General features: G+C 55.4%; 19 protein-coding genes. 14 read left to right on the top strand and 5 right to left on the bottom strand.

Features of this window, described 5'->3' with window-relative positions:
- The first annotated feature begins 21 nt into the window (after positions 1-21).
- The 4 genes from KIH86_RS27225 to argH all read left to right on the top strand — a co-directional run bounded on the left by KIH86_RS27225 (position 22) and on the right by argH (position 5,415).
- The gene (locus tag KIH86_RS27225; RefSeq protein ID WP_235775628.1) at positions 22-1,323 is read left to right on the top strand and encodes an aspartate aminotransferase family protein; all 1,302 of its coding nucleotides are present in this window, start codon (positions 22-24) and stop codon (positions 1,321-1,323) included.
- A gap of 117 nt (positions 1,324-1,440) precedes the next feature.
- Positions 1,441-2,379, top strand: coding sequence for an ornithine carbamoyltransferase (gene argF / locus KIH86_RS27220; RefSeq protein ID WP_038699240.1), 939 nt, complete (start codon positions 1,441-1,443; stop codon positions 2,377-2,379).
- A 116-nt stretch (positions 2,380-2,495) separates the two neighbouring features.
- Positions 2,496-3,731, top strand: coding sequence for an argininosuccinate synthase (locus KIH86_RS27215; protein WP_223081215.1), 1,236 nt, complete (start codon positions 2,496-2,498; stop codon positions 3,729-3,731).
- A 268-nt stretch (positions 3,732-3,999) separates the two neighbouring features.
- On the top strand, positions 4,000-5,415 hold the full coding sequence (gene argH / locus KIH86_RS27210; RefSeq protein ID WP_223081214.1) for an argininosuccinate lyase: 1,416 nt from the start codon (positions 4,000-4,002) through the stop codon (positions 5,413-5,415).
- A 219-nt stretch (positions 5,416-5,634) separates the two neighbouring features.
- Here the strand turns inward: argH and KIH86_RS27205 are convergent, their stop codons facing one another.
- The gene (locus KIH86_RS27205; RefSeq protein ID WP_223081213.1) at positions 5,635-6,420 is read right to left on the bottom strand and encodes an alpha/beta hydrolase; all 786 of its coding nucleotides are present in this window, start codon (positions 6,418-6,420) and stop codon (positions 5,635-5,637) included.
- A gap of 162 nt (positions 6,421-6,582) precedes the next feature.
- Between KIH86_RS27205 and KIH86_RS27200 the strand changes: the two genes are divergently transcribed.
- The 3 genes from KIH86_RS27200 to KIH86_RS27190 are packed head-to-tail and all read left to right on the top strand — an operon-like array spanning position 6,583 to position 9,514.
- Positions 6,583-7,128, top strand: a complete 546-nt coding sequence (locus tag KIH86_RS27200) for a type IV pilus modification PilV family protein (RefSeq protein WP_223081212.1) — start codon at positions 6,583-6,585, stop codon at positions 7,126-7,128.
- Positions 7,112-7,636: a PulJ/GspJ family protein gene (locus KIH86_RS27195; RefSeq protein WP_223081211.1), complete on the top strand. Its 525-nt coding sequence runs from the start codon at positions 7,112-7,114 to the stop codon at positions 7,634-7,636. Before KIH86_RS27200 ends, KIH86_RS27195 begins: the two co-directional genes overlap by 17 nt.
- 12 nt (positions 7,637-7,648) lie before the next feature.
- Positions 7,649-9,514 (top strand): hypothetical protein, encoded by a 1,866-nt coding sequence (locus tag KIH86_RS27190; RefSeq protein WP_223081210.1) that lies wholly within the window; start codon positions 7,649-7,651, stop codon positions 9,512-9,514.
- Between the two features lie 98 nt (positions 9,515-9,612).
- Here the strand turns inward: KIH86_RS27190 and KIH86_RS27185 are convergent, their stop codons facing one another.
- Positions 9,613-14,115: a DUF5057 domain-containing protein gene (locus KIH86_RS27185; protein WP_223081209.1), complete on the bottom strand. Its 4,503-nt coding sequence runs from the start codon at positions 14,113-14,115 to the stop codon at positions 9,613-9,615.
- Between the two features lie 371 nt (positions 14,116-14,486).
- Between KIH86_RS27185 and KIH86_RS27180 the strand changes: the two genes are divergently transcribed.
- The 7 genes from KIH86_RS27180 to pilO all read left to right on the top strand — a co-directional run bounded on the left by KIH86_RS27180 (position 14,487) and on the right by pilO (position 22,335).
- Entirely contained in the window at positions 14,487-16,151 is a 1,665-nt protein-coding gene (locus KIH86_RS27180) for a GspE/PulE family protein (protein ID WP_223081208.1), read from the top strand.
- Between the two features lie 22 nt (positions 16,152-16,173).
- Positions 16,174-17,229, top strand: a complete 1,056-nt coding sequence (locus KIH86_RS27175) for a type IV pilus twitching motility protein PilT (protein WP_223081585.1) — start codon at positions 16,174-16,176, stop codon at positions 17,227-17,229.
- Positions 17,216-18,424: a type II secretion system F family protein gene (locus KIH86_RS27170; RefSeq protein WP_223081207.1), complete on the top strand. Its 1,209-nt coding sequence runs from the start codon at positions 17,216-17,218 to the stop codon at positions 18,422-18,424. The genes KIH86_RS27175 and KIH86_RS27170 overlap by 14 nt, the downstream gene beginning before the upstream one ends.
- The gene (locus KIH86_RS27165) at positions 18,425-19,024 is read left to right on the top strand and encodes a prepilin-type N-terminal cleavage/methylation domain-containing protein (RefSeq protein ID WP_322098673.1); all 600 of its coding nucleotides are present in this window, start codon (positions 18,425-18,427) and stop codon (positions 19,022-19,024) included.
- A gap of 249 nt (positions 19,025-19,273) precedes the next feature.
- Positions 19,274-20,023 carry a prepilin peptidase gene (locus KIH86_RS27160; protein WP_223081206.1) on the top strand — a complete coding sequence of 250 codons (750 nt, stop codon included), beginning with the start codon at positions 19,274-19,276 and terminating at the stop codon, positions 20,021-20,023.
- A 16-nt stretch (positions 20,024-20,039) separates the two neighbouring features.
- Entirely contained in the window at positions 20,040-21,695 is a 1,656-nt protein-coding gene (gene pilM, locus KIH86_RS27155; protein ID WP_223081205.1) for a pilus assembly protein PilM, read from the top strand.
- The gene (gene pilO / locus KIH86_RS27150) at positions 21,679-22,335 is read left to right on the top strand and encodes a type 4a pilus biogenesis protein PilO (RefSeq protein ID WP_223081204.1); all 657 of its coding nucleotides are present in this window, start codon (positions 21,679-21,681) and stop codon (positions 22,333-22,335) included. Before pilM ends, pilO begins: the two co-directional genes overlap by 17 nt.
- 222 nt (positions 22,336-22,557) lie before the next feature.
- Here the strand turns inward: pilO and KIH86_RS27145 are convergent, their stop codons facing one another.
- The 3 genes from KIH86_RS27145 to KIH86_RS27135 form a co-directional block, all read right to left on the bottom strand.
- Positions 22,558-23,436, bottom strand: coding sequence for a carbohydrate ABC transporter permease (locus tag KIH86_RS27145; RefSeq protein WP_223081203.1), 879 nt, complete (start codon positions 23,434-23,436; stop codon positions 22,558-22,560).
- Between the two features lie 90 nt (positions 23,437-23,526).
- The gene (locus tag KIH86_RS27140) at positions 23,527-24,411 is read right to left on the bottom strand and encodes a carbohydrate ABC transporter permease (RefSeq protein WP_223081202.1); all 885 of its coding nucleotides are present in this window, start codon (positions 24,409-24,411) and stop codon (positions 23,527-23,529) included.
- Between the two features lie 86 nt (positions 24,412-24,497).
- A complete protein-coding gene (locus KIH86_RS27135; protein WP_223081201.1) occupies positions 24,498-25,802 on the bottom strand; it encodes an ABC transporter substrate-binding protein in 1,305 nt (434 codons plus the stop codon).
- Positions 25,803-25,894 lie beyond the last annotated feature (92 nt).

The raw sequence follows: 25,894 nt of genomic DNA, 5'->3' as shown, positions 1-25,894 counted from the left end.
TGCGGGGGAGAGTGAAGGATCATGAGCAAGCTTACGCATATGGATCAGCCTGATTTCGTGCAGAAGCACATTGCAGACACCGGAACACAGGCAGGCGCTGCCAGTAAGACGGAGGAAGGTGCTAAGACTGCGGGCTCCGGGAAGCTGGAGCATGTGTTTCCATCGTACGGCAGATACGACATCAGTCTGGTCAAAGGCAAAGGCAGCTGGGTGTGGGATGACAAAGGCAATAAATATCTCGATTTCACCTGCGGCCTCGCGGTAACGAGCCTCGGGCATGCGCCGGAGAAGGTCGGCGAGAAGCTGAAGCAGCAGATCGATACGCTGTGGCATGTATCCAATCTGTTCCACATTCCGGGCCAGGACCGCGTTGCGGAGCTCTTGACGGCCAATACTTGCGCCGACCAGGTATTCTTCTGCAACAGTGGTGCGGAATCGAACGAGGCCGCGATCAAGCTGGCCCGCCGCTATCATCAGAAGGTCAAGGGAACAGGACGCTATGAAGTCATTACGTTCCAGCAGTCCTTCCACGGACGCACGCTGGCTACGCTGACGGCTACGGGACAGCAGAAGGTCAAGGACGGCTTCCTGCCGCTGCCGGAAGGCTTCGTGACGGTTCCGCTGCATGATCTTCCGGCCCTTGAAGCGGCCATCGGCGAGCATACAGCCGCCATCATGCTGGAAATGGTGCTGGCCGAAGGCGGCATCCTAGAAGTGCAGCCGGATTTCCTGAACAGCGTTGTCGAGTTGTGCAAACGTCACGGCCTGCTGCTCATCGTCGATGAGGTGCAGACCGGCATGGGCCGCACCGGCAAGCTGTTCGCGCATCAGCACTACGGTATCGAGCCGGACATCTTCACCGTTGCCAAAGGCATCGCCAGCGGCTTCCCGGCCGGCCTCATGCTGGCCAAGGGCTATCTGCGCGAAGCGTTCCCGCCTGGAAGCCATGCTTCGACGTTCGGCGGCACGCCGCTTGCGACGGCGGCGATGAGCGCCACCATCGAGACGATGCTGGAGGATAACCTGCCGCAGCGCGCGGCGGAATCCGGCGAGTACCTGACGGCGCAGCTGAAAGAGAAGCTGGCGGATTGCCCGTTCGTCCTCGACATCCGCGGCAAGGGGCTGCTGATCGGCATCGAATGCAAAGAAGCTGTCGGCGACATTGTGCTGGCTGGACAGAAGCGCGGCCTGCTGTTCGTGACGGCGGGAACGCATGTAATCCGCCTGCTTCCGAACCTGTATGTAAGCCGGGAGGAAATCGACCAGGCTGTGGACATCCTGTCCGATCTCATTCATACTTATGCCAAGGAGCTTCAGGCTTAAAGACGTCTGCATTGACGGACATAACATAACGGCACCCCGCAATTCACAGACTAAGGGTGACCATGGGCTTCCCGGCTCGCCGGGAAGTCTGCTAACGCGACAAGGAGGAACAGATTCATGGTTCAGATTTCGCTCAAAGGGCGGGACCTTCTGGAGCTGGACGACTACACTACGGAAGAAATCCAGTATCTGATCGATCTGGCGATCGAGCTCAAGCGCAAGCAGAAGAGCGGTGAGGTCTATCAGCCGCTGAAAGGCAAGACGATCGGACTTATTTTTGAGAAATCCTCAACCCGTACCCGGGTATCCTTCGAGGTTGGGATGTACCAACTGGGCGGACACGCCCTGTTCCTCAGCCGGAACGACATTCAGCTGGGACGCGGCGAGACGGTTGCCGATACGGCGCAGGTTATGTCGCGGTATCTCGACGGCATCATGATCCGCACCTTCGGCCATGACAAGGTCGAGGATCTGGCGCGCTACGCTTCGGTTCCGGTCATCAATGGACTGAGCGATCTGGCGCATCCATGCCAGGTGCTGGCAGATCTCCAGACAGTATATGAGCATAAGGGCAAGCTGAAAGGGCTGAAAATGGCCTTTGTCGGCGACGGCAACAATATGGCGCATTCCCTGCTGATCGGCGGAGCGAAGGTGGGCATGCATGTCTCCATCGCAGGACCGGAAGGCTATGAGCCGGACGCCGCTGTTGTCGCCAAGGCGCGGGAAATCGCGCAGGAGACGGGTTCCGAAATCGTCATTACCCGCAGTCCGGAGGAAGCGGTCAAGGATGCCGATGTCATCTACACGGATGTATGGGCGAGCATGGGCTTTGAGGAAGAGCAGAAGGCGCGCGAAGCGGCGTTCAAGGACTATCAGGTGAACGGCGAACTGGTCGCGCTTGCGAAGAGCGACTTCATCTTCCTGCACTGCCTTCCGGCTCATCGCGGTGAAGAAGTGACGGAAGACGTGATCGACGGACCGAATTCCTTTATTTTTGACGAGGCGGAGAACCGGCTGCATGCGCAGAAAGCGCTGATGGCCGCCCTGATGGGCTAAAGGTTTAAGACGGCGCTCGTTGGTGCTCGCTTCGCTGCTTCGGGATGACAGGCCATCAGGCCTTCATCCTTTTCGCATGATCAACCCTCTATATCGGAAAGGAAGTTAGCTATCCCATGGCAAAAGAAAAAATCGTGCTCGCCTATTCTGGCGGCCTGGATACCTCGGTCATTCTGAAATGGCTGAAAGAAACGTATGACGCGGAGATTATCGCTTTTACAGCCGATATCGGCCAGAAGGAAGAGCTTGACGGTCTGGAGGAAAAAGCGCTCGCCACAGGCGCGTCGAAAGTTTACATCGACGACCTGCGCGACGAGTTCGCCAAGGACTTCATCTACCCGATGTTCCAGGCCGGCGCCTTGTATGAAGGCCAGTACCTGCTCGGCACGAGTATCGCCCGCCCGCTGATCGCGAAGCGGATGGTCGATATCGCCATCGCCGAAGGCGCAACCGCCATCGCGCACGGCGCGACCGGCAAGGGCAACGACCAGGTGCGCTTCGAGCTCGGCGCGGCCGGGCTGGCTCCGAACATCAAGGTTATCGCGCCTTGGCGTCTGGAAGAATTCCGCAACCAGTTCCCTGGACGCGCGGAAATGATCGCTTATGCCGAAGCGAACGGCATTCCGGTACAGGCTTCGGCGGCGAAGCCGTATTCCATGGACCGCAATCTGCTGCATATCAGCTATGAGAGCGGCGTGCTGGAGGACCCGTGGTTCGACGCCAGCGCTCCGGAGAACAAGGAAATGTTCCTGCTGACGAACGCGCCGGAAGACGCGCCGGACGAAGCGGAGTATCTGGAACTTGAATTTCTGAAAGGTGACTGCGTAGCGCTGAACGGCGAGACGTTGAATCCGCTTCAGGTGATGGAGAAGCTGAACGAGCTGGGCGGCAAGCATGGTATCGGCCGGGTCGACATGGTGGAGAACCGCTTCGTCGGCATGAAGAGCCGCGGCGTATACGAGACGCCGGGCGGCACGATCCTGTTCACCGCTCACCGCAAAATGGAATCCATCACGATGGACCGCGAAGTCATGAACGTGCGCGACAGCCTGATTACGCGTTACAGCACGCTGGTCTACAATGGCTTCTGGTTCGCGCCGGAACGCACAGCGATCCAGGCGCTCGTTACCGAGAGCCAGCAGAACGTAACCGGAACGGTTCGTCTGAAGCTGTACAAAGGCAACATTATCGCTGCGGGCGTCAAGAGCCCGGTCAGCCTGTACAACCCGAACATCGCGACGATGGAAGCCGACCCGACGCAGGCTTACGATCAGGGCGATGCGACCGGATTCATCCGTCTCAACGCGCTGCGCCTGAAGGTATCGGCCGGAGTGGCCGAATCGGCGAAGTAAGCACGCGGTAGTGGCTTGCGGCGGCTTCGTGGTCCGGGTCTTCCGATGAGGGAAGCATCGGCGGCCGGGACCGGAGAGCACGCGGGTTCATTCACCTCGGCGGCGCGATGGCGCTATAATGGCGACATGGCGACGATATGATGGCGGCACAAGGAAATGAAACACACCCGGGACCGGGGACGGCTTTCACGCCTCACGAGCCCGGGTTTTTCCATGAAATACAGGGATGGAATGGACAAGTATTTTTTTTACAAGGAGGAAGACAGCGGTGAGCAAGCTTTGGGGCGGACGTTTTACCAAAGGGACGAACAAGCTGGTGGAGGAATACACGGCTTCCATCGGGTTTGACAAGGCGCTGGCGGAAGAAGACGTGCAGGGCAGTCTGGCCCATGTGACGATGCTGGGCAAATGCGGGATTCTGCCGCAGGAAGACGTGGAGACGATCAAGCAGGGGCTTCAGAAGGTGCTGGAGAAGGTGCGCGCCGGAGAAGTGGAGTTCTCCGTTTCGGATGAAGACATCCATATGAACATCGAGAAGCATCTGATCCAGGAGATCGGGCCGGTTGGTGGCAAGCTGCATACGGGCCGCAGCCGCAACGACCAGGTGGCGACGGATATGCATCTGTATTTGCGGAACCGGGTCGTGGAACTGGTTGATCTGCTGCATAATCTTCAAGAGGCGCTGATCGGGCAGGCGAAGGATAATGTGGAGACGATCGTGCCGGGCTATACGCATCTGCAACGGGCGCAGCCGATTCTGTTCGCGCATCATCTGCTGGCTTATGTATCGATGTTCCGCCGGGACGCGGAGCGGCTGACCGACAGCTACAAGCGCATCAATGTGCTGCCGCTGGGCGCCGGGGCGCTGGCGGGAACGACGTTCCCGATCGACCGGCATTTTGTGGCGGAGCAGCTAGGCTTCGACAGCGTGTACGAGAACAGCCTGGATGCTGTCAGCGACCGCGATTTTATCGTGGAGTTCCTGGCGAGCGCCTCGCTGATCATGACGCATCTGTCGCGCCTGAGCGAGGAGCTGGTGCTGTGGAGCAGCACGGAATTCAGCTTCGTAGAGCTGGACGACGCATTCTGCACCGGCAGCAGCATTATGCCGCAGAAGAAGAATCCCGATGTGCCGGAGCTTGTGCGCGGCAAGACGGGCCGCGTCTACGGCAACCTCATGGGCCTGCTGACCGTGCTGAAATCCCTTCCGCTTGCCTACAACAAAGATATGCAGGAAGACAAGGAAGGCATGTTCGACACCGTGGCGACGCTGACCGGCGCGCTTCAGCTGTTCGCTCCGATGATCGCCACGATGAAGGTGAACAAGGGGCGGATGCGGGAAGCGGTGAACACCGACTTCTCCAACGCCACGGATATTGCGGATTTCCTGGTCGGCAAGGGGTTGCCGTTCCGTCAGGCGCATGAAGTCATCGGCAAAACGGTGCTCTACTGCATCAACGAAGGCAAATTCCTGCTGGATCTGACGCTGGATGAATTCAAGCAGTTCTCGCCGCTCTTCGACGAGCAGATCTATGCCGTGCTTCAGCCGGAGGCGGTGGTGAACGCCCGCAACGTATACGGCGGTACGGCGGCCGTACAGGTGCAGGCTGCGATTACACGGGCAGAAGAAAGCCTGAAGGAAGCGAAGCTGTGGGTGGAGGCGCGCGCGGCGGAAGCCAAGTAGCATAAGCCAATCACGTAAGCCAATCACATAAGTCCGGACCCCGAACATCAGTGAACCCGGATCATGAGTATAAAAAGAACAGCTGCTCCCTTTGCGGAACAGCTGTTTTTGTGTTTTCAGCTTTGCTGTTTTTGGCCTACCGTCGTATTCTGCCTAATGCCGTATCCAGCTTTTGCCGCGTTCTACCCATTGCCGTATTCAGCCAGCCATATGCCTGATTTATTTCAGCGGCAGCCACTTCAGCACATCCTGAATTTTGGCGTCCCAGTAGCCCCATTCATGGCTTCCCGGCCCTTCCTCGTATGTAAGCGAGAGAGATGTCGCCTTGCAGGCTTCGCGAAACCGCTGATTGTCCGCGTACAGGAAATCCTCCGTGCCGCAGCACTGGTACAGCAGCGGCTTCGGTCCGCCTGCGGCATCGACTTTGGTCAACAGCGAGAGCAGATCCTCGTCGGTCCCCGCAATATCTTCGGTTCCGAAAATCATTTCATACTCCTTCGTCTTGACGCTTGGGTCTTCCTCGTTTATATAGTTGTGCGCCATATCGAGCGCTCCAGATAGACTGGCTGCGGCGGCATAAGCGTCCGGTCTCCGCAGCCCCAGCTTCATGGCGCCATATCCGCCCATGGACAGTCCCGCCACGAAATTATCCTCGCGCTTAGGCGACAGCGGGAAGAAGGAACGGGCTAACGCTGGCAGCTCCTCGCTGATGAAGCTCCAGTAGCGGCCGCCCTGGGCCATATCCGTATAGAAGCTGCGGTGCACGTTCGGCATAACTACCGCCAGCCCTATATCGGCGACGTAACGTTCGATGGAGGTGCGGCGAAGCCAGATGGAATCGTCATCAGACAATCCGTGCAGAAGATACAGCGTTGGGTGGAGAACGCTTTCACGTACAGTGTTGCTCATTCCGATTTGAGTCGTGGTCTGCTGGGGCAAAATCACGGTCATGGATGTGCTCAATCCCAGCGTGTCCGAATAAAAGCGGCATTCGATTAGAGCCATAATCAAAATCCTCCCTTCAGTGCAAATCATACCACAAACTTTTGCCGATAAATAAGTAGAATTAGAGATTGTAGACTTCCATATCTGGGATTTATAATAGAAGAAATAGTCCAAAAGACATACAATTGTGAATATGGACATGCTTTCGGGAGGCAGAGAGGGATGCGGTTTGGCCTAAAAGAGGAGAAGGGCTTCACGCTGATAGAAGTGCTGGCGGCGATTGTCATTTTGGCGATCGTGTCTCTTGTGCTGACCTCATATTTTATCAACGCCATGTCCTATTCGAAATCGAACCAGAACAAGACGATTATGGTCAATCTGGCGCGGAACGCGCTTTTTTATATGCAGAAGCAGGACTTTGACGGTGTGAAAAAGATTTACTTGGATCAAGCCGCGAACGGAACAGCGTCAGGGGCCAATGCCATAACGGCAGATACGCCGTCTTCGGGCTTTACAGGTTCTCTGGCGAGTGTGCTGTATCCTACGGTGAACGGCATCGCCTATCAGATCAGGGTCGTGTACCAGCCGGAGATTTGGGATGAACAGTCGCAGCCGTCGTCTCCGGGCTGGACAGCGGACATCGACCAGACCTCATCCCGGGCCTATCTGCTTCCGGTCAAGGTGCAGGTGCGGCGCGAGGACGCGGGCGGTCAGCCTGACTATAACGTTGAGGTGGAGGGATATATCACGGATGAAAGAATTCGTTAAGCGCCTCTCCTCCCGTCAAGAGGGCTTCACCCTGATCGAGCTGATCGCTTCGCTCACGATTTTTGCCATGATTGCGGGTCTGATCTCCGGCGTGACCATGTTCGGCTTCCGCAGCTATCACAAGATTACGGTTCAAAATGAGCTGCGGGACGAAGCCGATCTGATCATGTCCTCAATTATTACGAAGCTGTATACGTACGGACCCGAACGGGTTCAAAATACCGCCGGTGGCATTGAGCTTCAGAGAAGCGACGCCCCGCCGGAGACGATTGTCGTCAGCGGCACCGAGATCGTCATATCGGGCAGCGGCACCGGTTCGGGTTCAGCCTCGCCGATAGCCGTAAATTCCGAGCTTGGGGATTCCGTGATCACCGCCTCCACGGCGGACGGGCGATCCTGTACGGTCGGGGCGCTGTGCGAATCGGGAACCATTCAGATCAAGCTGGTGCTGAAGTATGAGGGAAGCGAAGAGAACAGGCTGGAGCTGGAGAGCCAATTTGGATTTTAGGGGGAGCGGCACATGTCGAGTCGCAGAAGAGCCGGCAGCGGCGGCCGGGTTGCAAGGGTGCTGAGGCTGTGGGAACAGAGGGAACGCTTCGCCTCGCAGCGAGGCTCGGCGCTCGTGCTCGTCATGTTCATTGTCCTGCTGCTTACGATTCTGGGGGTAGGCGTGCTAAGCGCAACCTTAAGCGGGGCGCAGCGGACCGAGACGCGGGAGAATGATGTGCAGAGCCTGCATCTCGCGCAGAAGAAGATTGACGAAGTGATCGCCTATATTACCGCTGATTTGAACCGCCGACTGGAGAGCGGCTCCGAAATTCCGCAAGAAGAGCTGGACGGGCAGATTCACACGTTTCTGGCAGGGCTTCAGAGTAAAACGGCCGATTTTGCATCCAATACGAGCCTTCAGGGCGGCGCCAACGAGATCACTGGCATTACGCTGGACGATTCCGCATCCTCCGGCAGCCAGTATGTCGTCGTGATCCGGGCCAATGCGAACGTGAACGGTGTCTCGCGTACCCTGGAGCAGCGGGTGGAAATTACGACCTTCCCTGACTTCCTCAATTATTCGCTCGGATCGGAAGGAAATGTGATTCTGAACGGGGCTCCGTACACCCAGGGCAACGTATATGCCGGAAATCAGCTTAAGCTCAGTCCCATCGCTCAATACAAGCATGCCGGCGCCGATCTGGCCGAGAACTCGCTCTACCCCTTGATTGACGGTGAAGCGCATGTGCAATCGCTCGATTCGGTGCGGTACTGGAATGGAGCGGATTACAGCACGGTGCCGATCAATGATGAAGACCAGTATAACCGGGTGGACGAGCGGGTGAAGAAGACCTACGAAAACTCGCTTGTTAAGAAAAAGAACACCTTCGTGCAGATCGATGTCGAGGATTCGTTCCTGGACAAGGTGGCCGAGGCATCCGGTTCATCCGGCAACAAAGCGGCTTTGGCGAGTACGTATTACGGAGCCGAAGGCCCTGAAAGCGGGGAGAGCGCACTCAGCCGGGGCAGCCGGCTGGCCCAATCGTTTATTCGGCCGGACGGCTCGGGGGCAATCGGTTCGCAGCCGGTTCCTGTCTTAAGGATGCCGGAGAGATCGGATTTTAACGGATATGCGGATGACAGCTTGACTGAGGATGAATTGGCCGTGAAAAGAGAGCAGCTGTACAATGAAGCTGTGCAGGCCTTCAAATCCCAGCTGGCTCATTTGAACAGCAGCGCGATCTATAACGGCGATCTGAACCTTGACGGCGTAACCTTGAATGAGATCACCGACACCGCCAAGGCCGGCGGCAGCCAGACGGAAGCAACCTCGCATTGGCTGATCGTCAACGGCAATCTGAACATCGATAACTATAGCTCGGCAGCGCCGATTACGGTGCAGGCGAATCTGCTGGTGGTAGGCAACCTGAATATTAAAGGAGATGTCCGGTTCGACTCCACCCTCTACACGCTCGGAAGCACAAATATTGTGAACGCCAGCATCACCGGGAAGGACAACAAGGAGCTTGTTGTGATTTCCAAGGGGGCCGTGCTGGTGAACCGGGTGGATGAATTCAAGGATCAGGATAAAGTTACCGAGCTGCGGGCGTTCTTCTACACCGACAGTACCGCCGAGCTGTACGGCGTCGGTTCCGTCTTCTCGATTGACGGCGGCTTCTTCGCCAAAGGCGATCTTACGATCAATGCGGTCGTGGGCAAAGTATCGGCCGTACCCGGCCAATATGCCTTCAGCTTCGAGAATCAGGATCAAACCGCCCCTGCCGCGTCCCGGTTCCAGGTCCGTTACAACGAGCAGGTCTTCGAGGACCAGAAGGTGGGCCTGCCCCGAGTGAAGATGATCAGCATCCACGCCGGACCGGTTGAACTCAAGCCTTAATCCCTCCATGGAAAAATGCAAACTGCTTTACTATACAAAACGGCCCGCGCTACTCGTTGAAGTAGCGCGGGCCGTTTGCCTTGTGCGAGCATTCTGATTTAGTAGCGGTTCTCTCCAGTATCGTCAGGCTCCGTTACCTTAATCGTGTAGGTGGCGGTCACCGTGTTGCCGCTGGCGGTCTGGTAGGATACCCGAATCTGCTCCGATCCTTTATGAAGTCCCGTAAGCGTGCCGGTCTGCGTCAGAGACACCGCCGGGGAGCTTCCACCGTCTACAATGCTCCACTGCAGTCTGGGCAGGATGCTGTCCGGTACCGGGCCGTAAGGATCGGTATGCAGCAGCGGCAGCAATTCAAGCTTCTCTCCAATGGCGATGACGCCGGAGGTTGGATAGAACTGAAGGTTGGGCTCCTGCAATACTTTCATGGTAAAGACGCTGCTTGTAGTGCCGGCGGCCTTCACCACAATGCCGATGGCGTCCTTCACACCGGCTCCCTTGAACTGTACGGTCGTGCCCGTCGTCGTCAGCGAGGCGACGATTTGGCCCTGCTGGTCCACGAACCCGCCGTATTGAAGGTCGCCGCTGTCCACAAGGCTCCATTCGTACTGCTCTAGGGCAGCTGTAATCGGATCGGGCACTGCGGTCAAAGTGGCGCTGGTGCCGACATATACATTCGGCTCGCCGGATATGGTCAAGCCGTTAAGTCCGATGGTGACCGTCTTGGTTGCCGTCACGCCATCCGGGTTCTGGTCGGTCTTGACGACCACGGTAATCGTATAGCTGCCGGACTGTGCTGCGGTAAAATTAGCGACGGCTGGGTTGGCCTGCGATGCGGTGATTGTGACAGCCTGCCCGGTTGCGTTATTCACGGCCGACCAGATGTATTGGACACCGGTCTCGCGGGTATCCGTGTACTCCGCCGTCAGAGTCAGCGTCTCGTTGACCTTGGCCGAATCTTTCCCTGTAATGGTCAAATTCGGGCTCCGGACGGTAACCGTCGCTGTATCTGACTTCCCGCTTCCATCCGTGGCGGATGCCGTAATGACGGCGGTTCCCGCCTTCTTGCCGTATACGATGCCGTCAGAGCTTACCGTAACGGTGTCGGTGTCGCTTGAACTCCAGTTAAGTGGCTGCTGCGCTTGGCTGACTGGCTCAATGCTCCACGACAGCTTTTGTCGGTCACCGATCAGCAAGGTTGCGTCTTCCACGCTAAGGCTTGTGATTGGATCGATCGCCGTAATGGTCAGTCTCGGGAATTTGATGAAATTCCGCGAGTGGCTGTTTGACGCGGGCGGTGTAACCGGCAGTGGTCCCTTGTAGGGTAGAACGTCGATTAGCGATGATGCCTGGAGCGAAGCCGCAATGACGTTCCCGTGAATCTGTCCATTGGTGAAATGCACCGTTGCTCTTGGCGCCAGCACCGAGCCTCTCAAGTCAACGCCGGAAATATTGACTGCCGTGGCATCCGGGAAGTTATAAATGACATGGCTGCCGTCGGTTACCCCATTGGGAAGAGCGAATACTTTGTTGACCGTTACGGTAGAGCCGGTGATGGTATAGACCATATTTTGACCCGACAGATTATCGACATTCGCCCAGCCGGTCTGGTCAAAGAAGCCGGAGGTCATTTTAAAATTTACAAGTGAATTGGCGCCTGTTCCGGTCCCGTATAAATAAATACCGCCGTACATCAATTTCTGTGTACCATTCGGCGCCGCGCCCGCAAGCTGATCCGAAAGATTTTGATAGTAGGACCGGGCCTGTTCGAAGTCGATGAGCGATCCTTTGGCGTAGGTGCCGCCCACGATATTGCCGCTGTCAACCTTCGTGTAGCTTCCCTGGTGAAGAATGTTGCCATATACGGTTCCGTTATGGAAATCCAGGTCCCCGCCGGTAACGATGGCATAAGGGACGCTGCTGCCCAAGGATTGGTTCACATCCACCCCGCTAGTAGTCGTATTCCCTTCCGCTGCCAGATTGCCTTTAAGCGAGGCAGTTACATTAGCTGTCCCGAATACAAGAGCATTGTAATCTCCCGCGAACCCCAGTGCAGAACCTGAGGATGAAGCGCCCGGGTCGAAAGGCGAATGAAGTTCAACAAAGCTGACCTGTCCATTATCCAGATTGTACACCCCTGCCGCCGTCGCTTTGACCTGAATACTGAATGTAATAGGCTCTGCCGAATCCGGAACATAGGTTTGGACCCCGTCCACTGATTTCAAGCTATAGGTCACGTTGCCGAGCGGTTTGTTCAGCGTATATCCGGCGCCTGTATTCCCCGATGAAGTCATGCCGTCCGGCCAGCCCGATACCGGTTGAAGATTCGGAGGCAGCGTCTCCTGGAAGACGATATCGGAGATGAGCAGAGTGGCGGCATTCTGATCGGCTGTTCCCACCTGATCAAGCGGCACCGCCTTCGGTTTGACCAGGTAAGTGATGGTAAAGGCCTGATCCTTCGGAATTTCGCCGTTCGCATTCACATTGGAAGACAGTGTACGGGACAGATCCAGATTGGCATTTGCTTTTAATATCCGGATGGGAATCAGCTTGGTGTCGGCAAGCGCTCCCTGCTTGTCTCTGGCCGAAATCTCGATCGTCAGGTCTCCGCCTTCCGGCAGCGGATTACTGAAGGTCTGATGGACGGTATGTCCCGATAGAACCGCTGTCTCGGGCATTCCCGTGTTCGTTAAATATTTGCCGCCTGATTGAAAGCGGATTGTCGTATATAGGTCCCGATCGTACAGGTCGGGGTCTTCCACCCGGTAATCAACCGTAATTTCATTCTCATAGGTCGGGATCGTATCGTTCTCCTTCGGCGCGTTAACGGTGATCTCAGGCTTGTGATTGGAGCCGATATAAGCCCGGTACATCGTATTGACGAACAGCTTCTGCTCCCACACCGGGAACTTCTCCGTGCTGGAGGTTCCGAAAATATGCCCCGTCCCGGAGTAAGTCACATTGCCTTTGGAATAAGTGTAGTAATGATTCCAGCTGTCATTCACGTCTCTGCCGCCGCCTGTGATGTTATACCAGGGAATGATCGTCGGATCTTCCAGGTTAAGCGTGTAGTACTGGTTGTGCGTGGTCGCTACAGCCGGCGTGATGATATTGGTTGGCGTATTGCCCGTGTCCAGCGTGCTGAGATAGAAAGGGAACTGGGTGAGCAGACCGTCATTGACGGGCGTTACCGTCTTGGAAGTGTTGGGCGCATTGAGACCCAGATTGGTTAACGGCTCGATCTGACCCGTAATATCCTTGAAATAGCTGACCCAGGAGCTGTCTGACCGGTATACCGTATCATGCGTGAACATCACGCTCTGTTTCGTAACCTGGGTGAAATGCGCAACCGCCTGGGCCGCAAGATCGCTTATCGCTGCTTTCTCGTTATAGACATCCCGGAACCCGAAGATCAGCATGTCGTACACACCGTTCAGTCCGTAGGTTTTGTCAGCATTATATTGGGCGGCCACGTAATTGTTGAATTCGGTGATCGTCTTGACGCTGATGTTCAGCTGATAATCGTCCGTACTCAGGTAGCTCTGGTTCATGTTGTTCGAATCGAGCAGACTGCTTGACCGCTCCCCGCTGCCGGTGGTGGGCAGAATCTGGAGAATGTTGACGACGGTTTTTTTGCCGCGAAAACGGATCGTGCCGCTGTCATAATCCTTGAGCTTGGACGGATTCAGATGGTCTGTGATTTCAAGCTTCCAGTAGAGGAGACCGGACAGCGTGCCCGGCAGCGTATAGGTGATTTCTCCGTTCGGTCCGTCGCTTAAAGCCTTGATCTCCACCACCTGCGATTCCGTCATCTCAACGGCTTTGTCGGTGCTGACATACAGCTTGGCAAGGATCGGATGGGCGCCGAGATCCTCTACATTGGATACCGTGAACTTGAAATCAAGCGTATCTCCAGGCTGGTAAATATGGGTTTGATTGGTGCTGTAATCGACAATGCCGCTTCTGTTCGTTACAGTCAGACGGGGGCGCTGCTGCAGCATGGAGAGATAGGGCGAGCTTCCATCCTTCAAACCTTTGACGAGATTGGCGAGCTCCGCATTGTCCACGAAGAGCACATTCGACTTGGATGATGAGCTGCGGTACTTATTGAACATGTTGTATAAAATGCCCCGCTGGGCAGCTGTCTGCGTATCGAATGGCTGCTTGTTCAAAATGACGCAGAGTCCCTTGTCGATATAATCGTCGACGATTTCCTGCGCCTTCAAGGCCGTAATATCATTCATTACACCCGAGGTGGAATGGGCTGCGGCCCGTACGCTTGTGCTGTCGGTCGGCTTGCTGGCGACCCCGCTCGTGCTGTATGCGCCCTGCCCGATGTAGATCGCGTCGTACTTGCCGTCCAGTTCATCGCGAAGCGCGGCGAAGCGCTTCATGCTCATCGTATTCAGCTTCACATTGGTCATTCCGGAAGTGAGGGAGGACAGTTCGCTTGCACCGCTGTCTGTGATCTCGAGAATGCGGATTTGATACACGTAGTTGTCCGCAACGACGGAAGGAAGCCAATTTTTATATGAGAGGATAACCAGGAGCAGCACAATTAGGACCGAGCCCGTAACGATTCCTTTAGATTTGAGATTTCTCATCCCCATCTCTCCCCGACATTCAGATAAATATGACAATAGACTTATTTAAAGATTAAAGAGTCATTCCGATCATTATAAAGAACATCCATTTGCAACAGAATCTATTCTATGCTCTATATCATTCTAGGATAAATTTCACTGCCAGGCAATGATTTCATAAGTAAAATGTCCCTTAAAAACAAGACTATGGAACTATAGTCCCGAATCTGTTATGTTTTATAGTAAGGAATCAGAGATTTGCGCATACATAGGCTTTCATCGGTATTTCCGCCTTGAAATTGTAGCATTACGTTCGTAATAAAGTTGCTACATTTTGAGATATTTATGTCCGATAAACCATTTATACCACATGGCATGGAGATGATTTGGGGTTGGCGATCGTGAAGAAGAGACTTGGAGACTTGCTGGTAGAGAACGGGATTATCTCGCAGGAGCAGCTTCAGGAAGCGCTGGTCGAGCAGCGAAAAACCAAGCGGAAGTTGGGCGACCTGCTCATTTCGCAAGGCTATATTACCGAGCAGCAGCTGATCGAGGTGCTGGAATTCCAGCTGGGCATTCCGCATGTCAGCCTGTTCAAATATCAGATCGACCCGGCCATTACACAGATCATTCCCGAAAGCCTGGCGAAGCGTTATCAGGTGCTGCCCTTTTTGAAAGAGGGCGGGAAGCTGATGGTGGCTATGGCGGACCCGCTGGATTATTTCGCGATCGAGGATTTGCGGATGAGCACGGGCTTCCGGATCGAGCCGGCCATCTCCACGAGAGATGAGCTGCAGCGCGCCATTGCGCGGCATTACGGCATGCGCGATTCGATGAACCAGATGCTGGTCGAGCTGCCTACGCAGGAAGAGATTGAAGAGACGGAAATTACCGACGAAGATTCGCCAATCGTCCGGCTGGTCAACCAGATGATTCAGCAGGCCGTACAGCTTCGGGCATCGGATATTCATGTAGACCCCGGCGAGAACAATCTTGCCATAAGGTACCGCATCGACGGAACGCTCCGCACCGAGCGGCTCATTCCGAAGCAGATGCAGGGCTTCATTACAGCAAGACTGAAGATTATGGCCCGCCTCAACATCGCGGAACGCCGTCTGCCGCAGGACGGGCGGATCAAGATGCAGTTTGACTATAGAATGGTTGATATTCGCGTGTCCTCCCTGCCGACGATGCATGGGGAGAAAATCGTACTGCGGCTGCTGGACCTCAGCACGGGGGTCAAGTCCGTCGATACGCTCGGATTCAGCGAGAACAACGCCGCCGCCTTCAAGGAGATGATCGGCAGGCCTTACGGCATTCTGCTGATCACGGGGCCGACAGGTAGCGGAAAGACGACGACGCTGTACTCCGCGCTGAACCATCTGAACGAGGAGAGCGTCAATATCATCACCGTTGAGGACCCGGTGGAGTATCAGCTGGAGGGCATCAATCAGGTGCATGTGAATCCGGCGATCGGGCTGACCTTCGCGGCCGGGCTGCGCTCCATACTTCGGCAGGACCCCAACATCGTCATGGTCGGGGAAATCCGCGACACAGAGACGGCGGAAATCGCGGTAAGAGCTTCGCTGACCGGACATCTTGTCCTGTCCACGCTGCATACGAACGATGCTGTGAGCAGCATTACCCGTCTCCGCGACATGGGAGTCGAGCCTTACCTGATCGCCTCGTCGCTGATCGGCGTTGTCGCCCAGCGGCTGGTGCGCAAAATCTGCACCGACTGCCGGGAGACCTACACCCCTTCCACGCAGGAGAGCATTATGCTGGAGCGGTACGGACTGCGGACGGAAGTGCTGCACCGGGGCCGGGGCTGCGGCAGCTGCAACTCGACGGGCTACCGGGGCCGGTTCGCTATCCACGAAGTACTCAAGATCGATGACCGGCTTCGCCAGATGGTTGCGGACTCCGCTTCCGTCGAGGAGCTGCGAACTGCCGCCAGAGAGCGCGGACTTGTTCAATTGATGGAAGACGGGCTGCTTAAGGTTTCGCAAGGATTGACTACACTCCAGGAAGTGCTCCGGGAGACGGTCGCTCATTAAGGAAGGGGGAGAGAAAGTGCCGATACCGACAAGTTCCATTGTGCAGCTGCTGCATATGGCCTACTCCTCCAGAGCGTCGGACCTGCATATTTCCACAGGTTCTCCGCCTGTGCTGCGAATTGACGGGGCGCTTCATAACACGGAAGGCGGAATCGTAGGGCCGGCCGAAGCGGAGCAGATGGCGCTGGACCTGCTTGGACCGGAACGGGAGCAGGAATTCCGCGCAGCGGGCGAGCTCGACTTCTCTTATCCGCTGGAGGGCGGTGTGCGATTCCGCGTCAATGTATACCGCCAGCGGGGAGGCGTCAGCATAGCGGCCCGCAGCATCCCGGCAGAAATTCCGACGCTGGAGAGGCTGGCGCTGCCGCCGGTTCTCTCTTCGCTCGCGCTTAAACCACAGGGACTGATCCTCGTGACGGGACCGACGGGCAGCGGCAAATCCTCGACGCTCGCGGCGATGTTGAACCATATCAACCGCAGCGAGCGGAAGCATATCGTCACGCTGGAGGACCCGATTGAGTTCCTGCACAGCCATGGAACCTGCATTGTTGACCAGCGCGAGGTCGGCAGCGACACCACAAGCTTCGCAAGCGGGCTTCGGGCGGCGCTTCGCCAGGACCCGGATGTCATCCTCGTTGGCGAAATGCGCGATCTGGAGACGATCTCGGCCGCGGTTACGGCTGCGGAGACGGGCCATCTGGTCATGGCGACGCTGCATACCTCCGATGCGCCGCAGACGATCGACCGGATTATCGATGCTTTTCCGGGCCATCAGCAGAATCAGATCCGGCTACAGCTGGCTTCGGTGCTGCTGGCGGTCGTATCCCAGCGGCTGTTCCCCCGGGCTGAAGGCAAGGGGCGGCTGTGCGCGACGGAGATTCTGGTGAACTCGCCTGCGGTCGGCAACCTGATCCGGAGCGAGAAGACGCATCAGATCAAGAATGTTATGCAGACCAGCCGGTCGCTCGGCATGCACACGCTGGATATGAGCATTCGCGAATATTTGGCTCAGGGACTAATTCAGCCGGCGGCGGCCAAGGCTTATTTGGCGGAGGTGAGAGCCGATGCCGCAATTTGAGTACCTGGTCCGGACATCCGGCGGGAGGCAGCTGAAGGGCAAGCTGACCGCGCAGGACAAGCCATCCGCGATGGAGGAGCTTCGCAAGCGCGGACTTACCGTCTTCTCGCTGAATGAGCAGAAGAGTTCCGTTCTGTCGATGGAGATCTATATCGGCAATCCCGTCAAGACGATTCATTTCATCATTTACTGCCGGCAGTTCGCGACTCTGATCCGGGCGGGGGTCTCCATTGTCGACGCGACCCGCATTCTGGCGGAGCAGACGGACAGCAAGCCGCTGGCCAAAGCGCTGCAGGACGTCAATGCCAGCCTGCTGCGCGGGATCGCGTTCTCCCAGGCGGTGCAGGATCACAAGAAAATATTCCCTCCGCTCTTTGTCAGCATGATTCGAGCGGGCGAGGAATCCGGCGATCTGGAGGGGACGCTGGAGCGGCTCGCGATGTATTTCGAGAAGCAGCATACGACGACCGAGAAGATCAAGTCGGCGCTGACCTATCCCATTACCGTAGCCGTCATGGCCGTGGCTTCTGTCATCTATCTCCTGTGGGCGATTGTGCCGCAGTTCGTCACGATGTTCGAATCCATGAACGCCGAGCTTCCGGCTATTACGAAGGTGGTGCTGGCGCTCAGCAAGAGTATACAGGGGCAGTGGTACTTCTGGTTTCTCGGGATCATTCTCATTGTGGCGGCCTTTATGATTGCCAAACGCACGGAGAAAGGGTCCTATGCCCTCGATTACGCCAAACTGAAAATTCCCGTGTTCGGCAAACTGAATCAGAAGGGCTCGATCGCACAGTTCACGCGCACATTCTCCTCGCTGTATGCCAGCTCGGTTCCGATTTTGCAGTCGCTGGTTATCGTCGAGGAAATCGCGGGCAACAAGGTTATCGGCAAATACATCCGCAGCGCAGGCGATTCACTCAGACAGGGCAAGCCGCTGTCCGAGCCGCTGAAGAAGGCGTGGGTCTTCCCGCCGCTCGTCACGCAGATGATCGCTATCGGCGAGGAGACCGGCTCCCTCGACCAGATGCTGTCGAAGGTAGCGGATTTCTACGAGATGGACGTCGAGAACACCGTTGACCGGCTGAAGGCGCTCCTGGAGCCATTATTAATTGCTTTCCTGGCAGGTATTGTGGGTGTTATTGTGGCGGCCATTATGCTGCCGATGTTCAGCTTGTACAGCAATATGGGGTAGATGAGAGATTTTGAGAGGGGTGACGCCGGGCGGAAGAAGCTGTCTTTCGTGCTGACGATAGAGAGAAAATTAGCAATTCTTGTTCCCGGACGTTATCTGCTCATCAAAAACATTTTAGGAGGAAAACAAATGCTGGCGAATGCAATTAAAAAGAGATTGAGCAAGGAAGAGAATCAGAAGGGGTTTACGCTGATTGAGTTGTTGGCGGTTATTGTGATTATTGGTATTATTGCGGTTATTGCAATTCCGTTGATTGGTAATGTAATCTCCAATACAAAATCCGACTCTGATGTAGCTACTGCTCGACAGATTTATGATGCAGCGCGTCTCTATATTACTAGCACTGATGGAGACTTTACTGATCGGACGATTACGGTTAATGATGCTGATGCTAATAATTCTAATGATTTAGTGCATGCAGGATATTTGGACTCAAATCTTGTTTTACCAAGTACAAAAGGAGCAATTACTGGTGGGACTGTTACTTTTAATCCAAGTGGACAATTGAGTGGCCTTTCATTAACGGTCACTGGCATGGATTCGGCCAAAGAATTTGATCCAGCTGAAGTAATAGCTGCCAAACCTGCAAGTACTAAGTAATATACATCTTTGGCTTCTAGGAATCGGACCATTCCGATTCCTTTTTTAAACAACACCCATCTACAGGATGAGAAGCAACGCAGGAAATTTGGAACTGGAGGAGCGACAGCGACCGCCTTTGTGAGCGGATTTCAACCTTGAACTCTACTAAGATAAGAAATCCGCGAACAACAGCGGCCGGAAGTCCAAAGTTCCGAAGTTGCTCTCCCATCCTGGCCTACTCCCTCAGGAACAGGAAACAAACAAGCCATGACTACTATATTTGCCGTTTACATGACGCTGCTCGGACTGATTCTGGGCTCCTTCTATAATGTCGTCGCGCTGCGCGTGCCGGCCGGGGAATCGCTGCTCCATCCGCCGTCGCACTGCACCGGCTGCGGGACGCGCCTGAAGGCGAGGGACCTGATTCCGGTGTTCAGTTGGCTGGTCAGCGGAGGCAAGTGCCGTCACTGCGGCGCGAAGGTATCCCCGCTGTATCCGCTGGGCGAGCTGGCGACCGGACTGCTGTTCTTATGGTCCTATCTGGAATTCGGCCTGACCGTTCAGGGTATAACGGCGCTCGTGCTGTCCAGTCTGGCCGTCATCGTAACGGTGGCGGATCTGAAATATATGCTGATCCCGGATAAGGTGCTGCTCTTTTTTCTGCCGGTGCTGGCTGTGCTTACGCTGCTGCACTCGGAAGGGCCGGTCTGGCTTCATCTGCTGGGCGCGGTTGTCGGAGCGGCGCTGATTCTCCCCTTCGCCTGGTTCGGCGGAATGGGCATGGGTGATTTCAAGCTGTTCGCGCTGCTGGGGCTGGTGACCGGAGTTCCGGGCGTGCTGCTTGCTTTCTTCGCCGCCTGTCTGCTCGGTACGCTGGCAGGCGGATCGCTTCAACTGCTCGGAATCGTGAAGCGCGGACAGCCGGTTCCGTTCGGTCCATGGCTGGCAGCCGGTGCGCTGATCGCGTTCGGTTACGGCTCACAGATTATCGGCGGGTATCTCTCGCTAATCCGTTAGGAGGATTATGGCGCATATGCTGGGATTTATGTACCCTGCGGCCGGTCTTGCGATTGAGCAGACGGGAATCCGCTTCATCAGCTTAAAGAACAGAAAGACATGGGAAGTCCGCAAGAAGCGGTATCTCCCATTACCACCGGGCTTGATCGTGGAGAACCAGGTGGCGGATAGCGCCGCGCTGCTGGAACGGGTCAGGCAGTGGGTGAAATCGGAGGGACTTCGGGGCAGCAGGGTTGCCCTGTCGATCCCGCCTTCACAGATCATTATCCGGAAAATGAGCATTCCGAGCGCCAACCCCAAGCAGGTCGAGCAGCTGGTGAAGCTGGAGGTCGAGACAGGACTTCATTTGCCTTTTGAGAACCCTGTGTATGATTATGTCACGACCGATGTGGATGAAGAGAACAGCCATCTTCTGGTGTTCGCGGCGCCCCGTAAGCCGATCCAGGATTATATCGATGTGTTGGAAGGCGCAGGACTGCGGATCAGCAGTGTGGAAATTGCGGCAACGGCACTTGCCCGAAGCCTGACGCTTGGGCAGCAGGTGGTGTTCGAGGAGACTATGCTGATCAATATGGAGCATGCGGTGCTGGATGTCTATATGTTCCGCAGCGGCAATCCGGTGTTCATCCGGACGATTAATCAGGTTGATCTGAATGGCGGCTACACGTCTGAAACGTCTGAAGCGTCTGAATCCGAACCTGAAATCGATCCGGCATTTGCTGAAGAGGCCGCAGCGGCGTCCGAAGTTTCCGGGGATGCGCTGTCTCCCGGGCAGATGGTGGAGATTACCGCAGAAATCTCGCGCATGCTGAACTTCTATCAATACAGCCTGCATGACGGAAGCACCCGGATCAGGAATGTGCTGATTGCGGGCTCCCGGAACATCCGCCGCCAGCTCTATGAGGAACTGAAACAGTCGCTGACCGAGCTGGAGATTTCAATGATTGGTCTTGACCATCTGTCCGACGGCGCTGTGACCGATCCGGAGCTTAACGATTACCGGGTGGCTGCGGGCGCAGCGCTGCGGGGCAGCGGGCCCTTGAATATTAATCTGCTCCCCCGGGAGGACCGGGAAGCGGCTCTGTTCCCCTATTTAGCCACGGCTCTGGCCGGGCTATGGCTGGTGGGGGCGATCTTGACCGGCACTTTTTATGCGATGGACAAGGGGAGCATATCGGACAATGCGCAGCAGATACAGGGCGCACAGGACCGCTCGATCATGCTCCAGTCCGAGCTGTCGAAGCTGAACGGGACCTCCGGACCGCTGAACCGGGAAGCGGCGATCAAGGAAATTCTGAAGTACAAGATGAACATTGTGTCCGTACTGAAGGAACTGGCCGACGGACTGCCGGCGGGAAGCGCGCTGCGCACCGTCAACTATACGTACCGGACATCCATCGATGTAAGCGTCAGGGTTTCGAGCATGGAGGAAGCCTCTGTGTATCTGGCGAAATTGCGGAGCATGTCCTTTACAGTGGACGCTGCCATCCAGAAGCTGACGGAAGGCGATACGGCAGCCGGGACTTCCGGGACCGCTTCGTCATCCGCCGGGGTCTATACTGCGGTGTACCGGGTGAACATGGCGAAGGCGCCCGCCGCAGGCAATACGGGAGCGGATTCGGGCAGCAGCGCAGAGAGCGGAAAGGGGAATGGCAGTGGAACAGATCAATAAATACCGGTCGCCGATTATTCTGGGAATGCTGATTCTTTTTTTGCTGCTGTTGGCCTTCTACATGCTCGGCATACAGCCCGCCAACCGGAAGATTGACGACCAGGAGACGGAGCTTAGTCAACTGAACGACCAGAACGCGCTTCTGGAGAGGAAGATCGATGAACGCAAGAGCGATGCTTCCAGGGATGCGGAGCAGGCGGAGCTTCTCGCGCAGCTTCCCCGAGGCGATAACAGCGAGCAGCTGATTCTGGATCTGCGGGCGATCGGGACCCTCACCGGCACTCAGCTCAAGGATGTCAGCTTCACGGTTGGCGACAAAAATCCGATTCAGGAGATGACGGCTTCCAGCACTGCCGCTTTCCCGACAGTCAAACAGCTCAATATGACAGCCGTGGTGGAAGGCGACTATACCGGCATATACAACTGGATGCAGGCGCTCCAAAGTCTGCCCCGGATTGTCAACGTCGACTCCTTCTCCTTTCAGCGGCCGGCAGACAGCGGCGGCGCCCAGAAGCTCCCGGGCGTTATCACGGCCAACATCTCATTCACAGCCTATTTCGAAGAGGCTGATAATTCGGCGGACAGCTCCAAATCGTTAGCGGGGCAGGATTCCGGACAGACAGCTTTTGCAGGTCAATAACCCTCGCCGCCCCTTGGCGGCACTTGAATTCCGGTCCCCGTGGACCGGGATTTTTTTGTCCTTCCTCGGAGAGAAGCGTTATCGCCTGGGCATCCGGAGGGCATTGATCAGTGTTCGGCATTATGCCAAACAGGGGAGACTTATTGAAGCTGGCGGGCTATTGGCTGCATCCTTTTTTTATGAAACAGTTACGTTCCACTTGGTGAATAGGGCGGCAGTCCGCTATTTCAATGCGCCCTCGGTCAGACCCGCGACGATGAAACGATGAAAGAAGATGTAGACCACAATCATCGGGAGGGTAATCAGCGCCAGCGCCGAGAACAACAGCTTGTAATCAGTCATGTAGCGGCTGGAAAAAGCCAGCAGACCGACCGGGATCGTCTTCAGCGCGTCCTGTTGGATGTAGAGCATCGCCAGCAGCAGCTCGTTCCAGGCATTCAGCGCCGAAAAAATACCCACCGTGGCCATGCTCGGAATCAGCAGCGGAACGATGATCTTCCGGTACATCAGGAAGTCGCCGCAGCCGTCCATCCGGGCGGCCTCCATCAATTCCCTTGGCACCGAATCCAGATAAGCTTTCAGCAGGAACACGGCGAGTGGAAGACCGGTTCCAATATACGGCACGATCAGTCCCAGATACGTATCCTTTAGACTCAGCCGCTCGAAAATATAGCTCTGCGCAATAAAAAAGGACTGGAGCGGCATAAACAACCCAAGGAGAAACAGCGTCATCAGAAGGCCGCTTCCCCGAAAGCGCAGCTTGCTGAAGGCGAATGCCGCCAGGCTGGCGAACAGCAGGATGCAGACAACTGTAGCCGAAGTGACAATCACACTGTTCTTGGCATAGGTGCTCATATTGCCGATATTCCATGCCTCCGACCAATTGCTGAACCGGATTTGCTCCGGCAGGCCGAAGGGGGACGAGAAGATATCCCGATTTTCCCGGAAGGAGGAGAGAACGAGCCAGATAATCGGATAGAAATAAATACATGATATCGCGATCATGAGCAGGTAATACAAAATGCCGGATAGCTTCCTGCGGCGGGCCGCTTTTTCACCGCTATGGACGGTTTTATTGACATTCAGCGCAGTTGTCGTCATGCAACAGCACCTCACTTTCTAAGATAAAAGAGTTAAAAGCTGTGCGCCTGTCATGGGGCTATTGGATGCGGATACCGCCAGACGTTTATCTTAATATTCCAGCACATCGGAGTCCTTCTTGGTCAGCTTGCCGGCAACGAGGCCGATAATGGCGATGACAAGCGTCATGATGACGGCCAGCGCGGAGCCATAGCCGATGCTCATATGGGTGAAGACGACTTTGACGAGATAGGTCGTGACAATTTCCGTTGAATTATAGGGCCCGCCATTCGTCATAACGTAGAACAAATCGAAGGATTGAAATCCGGTAAGCACACACAGCATGATGCCGGTCTCCACCAGATTGCGGATCATCGGCACTTTGATTTTGAAGAAAATTTTCCATTCGGTTGCCCCGTCGAGATAGGCCGATTCATAAATCTCTTTGGAAATCCGCTGAATGCCTGAATAAAAAATAGTCATATAAAAACCCGCATACACCCAACCGGAGACGATGCAGATGGCATAAAGCGCCGTATCGGGATTTCCCAGCCAGACGCGGGTCCAGCTTTCCAGACCAATCTTCGCCAGAAAAGAGTTAATCAATCCGAAGTCGGAGTTGTACACGAATTTCCATAAATAAGACACGACAATCATTGGCAGCATCATAGGTGTGAAGATGGCAAGCCGGAAAAAACCGCTGCCCTTGCGTCCCATCGTAATCAATCCGGCAAGGCCGAGTCCGACCAGCACTTCAACAAATACAGTAGCGGCGATATAAATAAGGGTATGTCCGTAAGAGCGGAGGTAAATCCGGTCCTGAAATGCCCGGGCATAGTTGTCGAGGCCGATGAAATGCATGGCGCCGATGCCGTTCCAATCAAAGAAGCTGAAGGCGAAGGTCATGATGATGGGTACAAGCACAGTAAACGCGAACAACAGGATGGCCGGAGAGACGAACAGGTAGGGGGAGAGCTTATTGCTATGGCCGGACATCGGTCCACCTCCAGGGAATGAATGAAGGAGCCGCCGCGCCAGGGTGGACTTGGCGGCCCTAATCTTTTATACAGCAATGGTTGGCTTCAATTATTTTTGAGCGGAGCAATGGTGGTTTCCAGTTCGGCCAGCGCATCTTCAGGCGATTTTGCTCCCCCGATAACCTCGGAGGTAGCCGTATTCAGCGCATTTGCCACCTCGATGGAGTATCCGGTGTCGGGCGGCGACACAAGTACAGGCGCATTCTCCATCAAATCGTTCAGGCTGAGCGAAAGCTCGGGAGTTGAGTCTCTGTCGATGCCGTCTTTGGTGATCGGAACGGCGCCGGCGGCGGAAAGTTTCTTGGATGATTCGGCGGAACTGTAGAGCTTCATGAACTCGATAGCTTCGTTGATAAGTTTGGAATTTTTGTTGACGACCATCCCGTTAAGCACGCCGATGATGCTGTTTTGGTTGCCTTTGCCATCTGTGAAGGATGGAGTATTGAAATAGCCAAGCTCCAGGTCAGGCGCTTCATCGATTGCGGTTGGGACAATCCAGCTTCCGATGGGGTGCATGGCGCTTTTGCCATTCAGGAATAACATATCCGCTTCGCTGTCTCCCAAGGCGTTGACATTGTCGTTGATGTATCCTTTATTCCACAGCTCTTGAACATAGCCGTATGCTTTGACGAAATCAGGTGAATTGAACGGCTGCTTCAACTGCAATGCCTCGCTGTAAGCGTCCTCGCCAACGACCCGTGAGAGAATATGCCCAACCCAGTTGCCGGCTGTCCATAAATCCGAGTTGCCAATCATGATCGGTGTAATGCCGGCCTGTTTGATTTTCTCGCACACCTCAAGGAACTGATCCCAGGTTGTCGGCGGTTCAAGGCCAAGATCACTGAAGATTTTCTTATTATAAAAAATCACGTTGGTTACATCGCCCGCCGTCGGAATCATATAGGTCTTGCCGTCGAAGATCATTCCGTTGAAGCTGCCATCCGCGAACATGTCCTTCAGTCCGGAGCTTTGAAGCTGTTCGGTAATATCTGCGGCGTAGCCATCGTTCACCCGCGTTTGCAGCCGCTGTCCGGCCCATTCGAAGTACAAATCGGGAGCATTTTTGCCGCTTAGCAGATTGGGAAGGCCGATCGTTTGATAAGTGTCGTCATCCTGATAATTGAATTCCACTTTGATGCCCTCATGTTGGCTCTCGAATTCCTTGCCGATCTCTTCCCAAACTTTAATCAACGCCTCGCCAGGAGACCCCATTGCAATACGAAGGGTTTGCGTTTTCTTGCTGTCGCCGCTGCTGTTGCCCGCGCTGTCATCTTTGGCGGCGGAGCCGGAACATCCCGCTATGGCCGCAGTCAAGGCAACGGCAATCAGTCCACTCATCCACTTCTTCATTCAATAACCACTCCTTTGGATCAAATCGGTTTATAGGGTGAAAATCACATACCGCTAATACATGGAGTTTCGATAACTTCTTCTCGATTACG

Source organism: Paenibacillus sinensis (assembly GCF_019904155.1).
Taxonomy (GTDB): Bacteria; Bacillota; Bacilli; order Paenibacillales; family Paenibacillaceae; genus Paenibacillus_AQ; species Paenibacillus_AQ sinensis.
The sequence above is the reverse complement of the archived record's forward strand: the minus strand, read 5'-3'. Positions and strand labels throughout refer to the sequence as shown.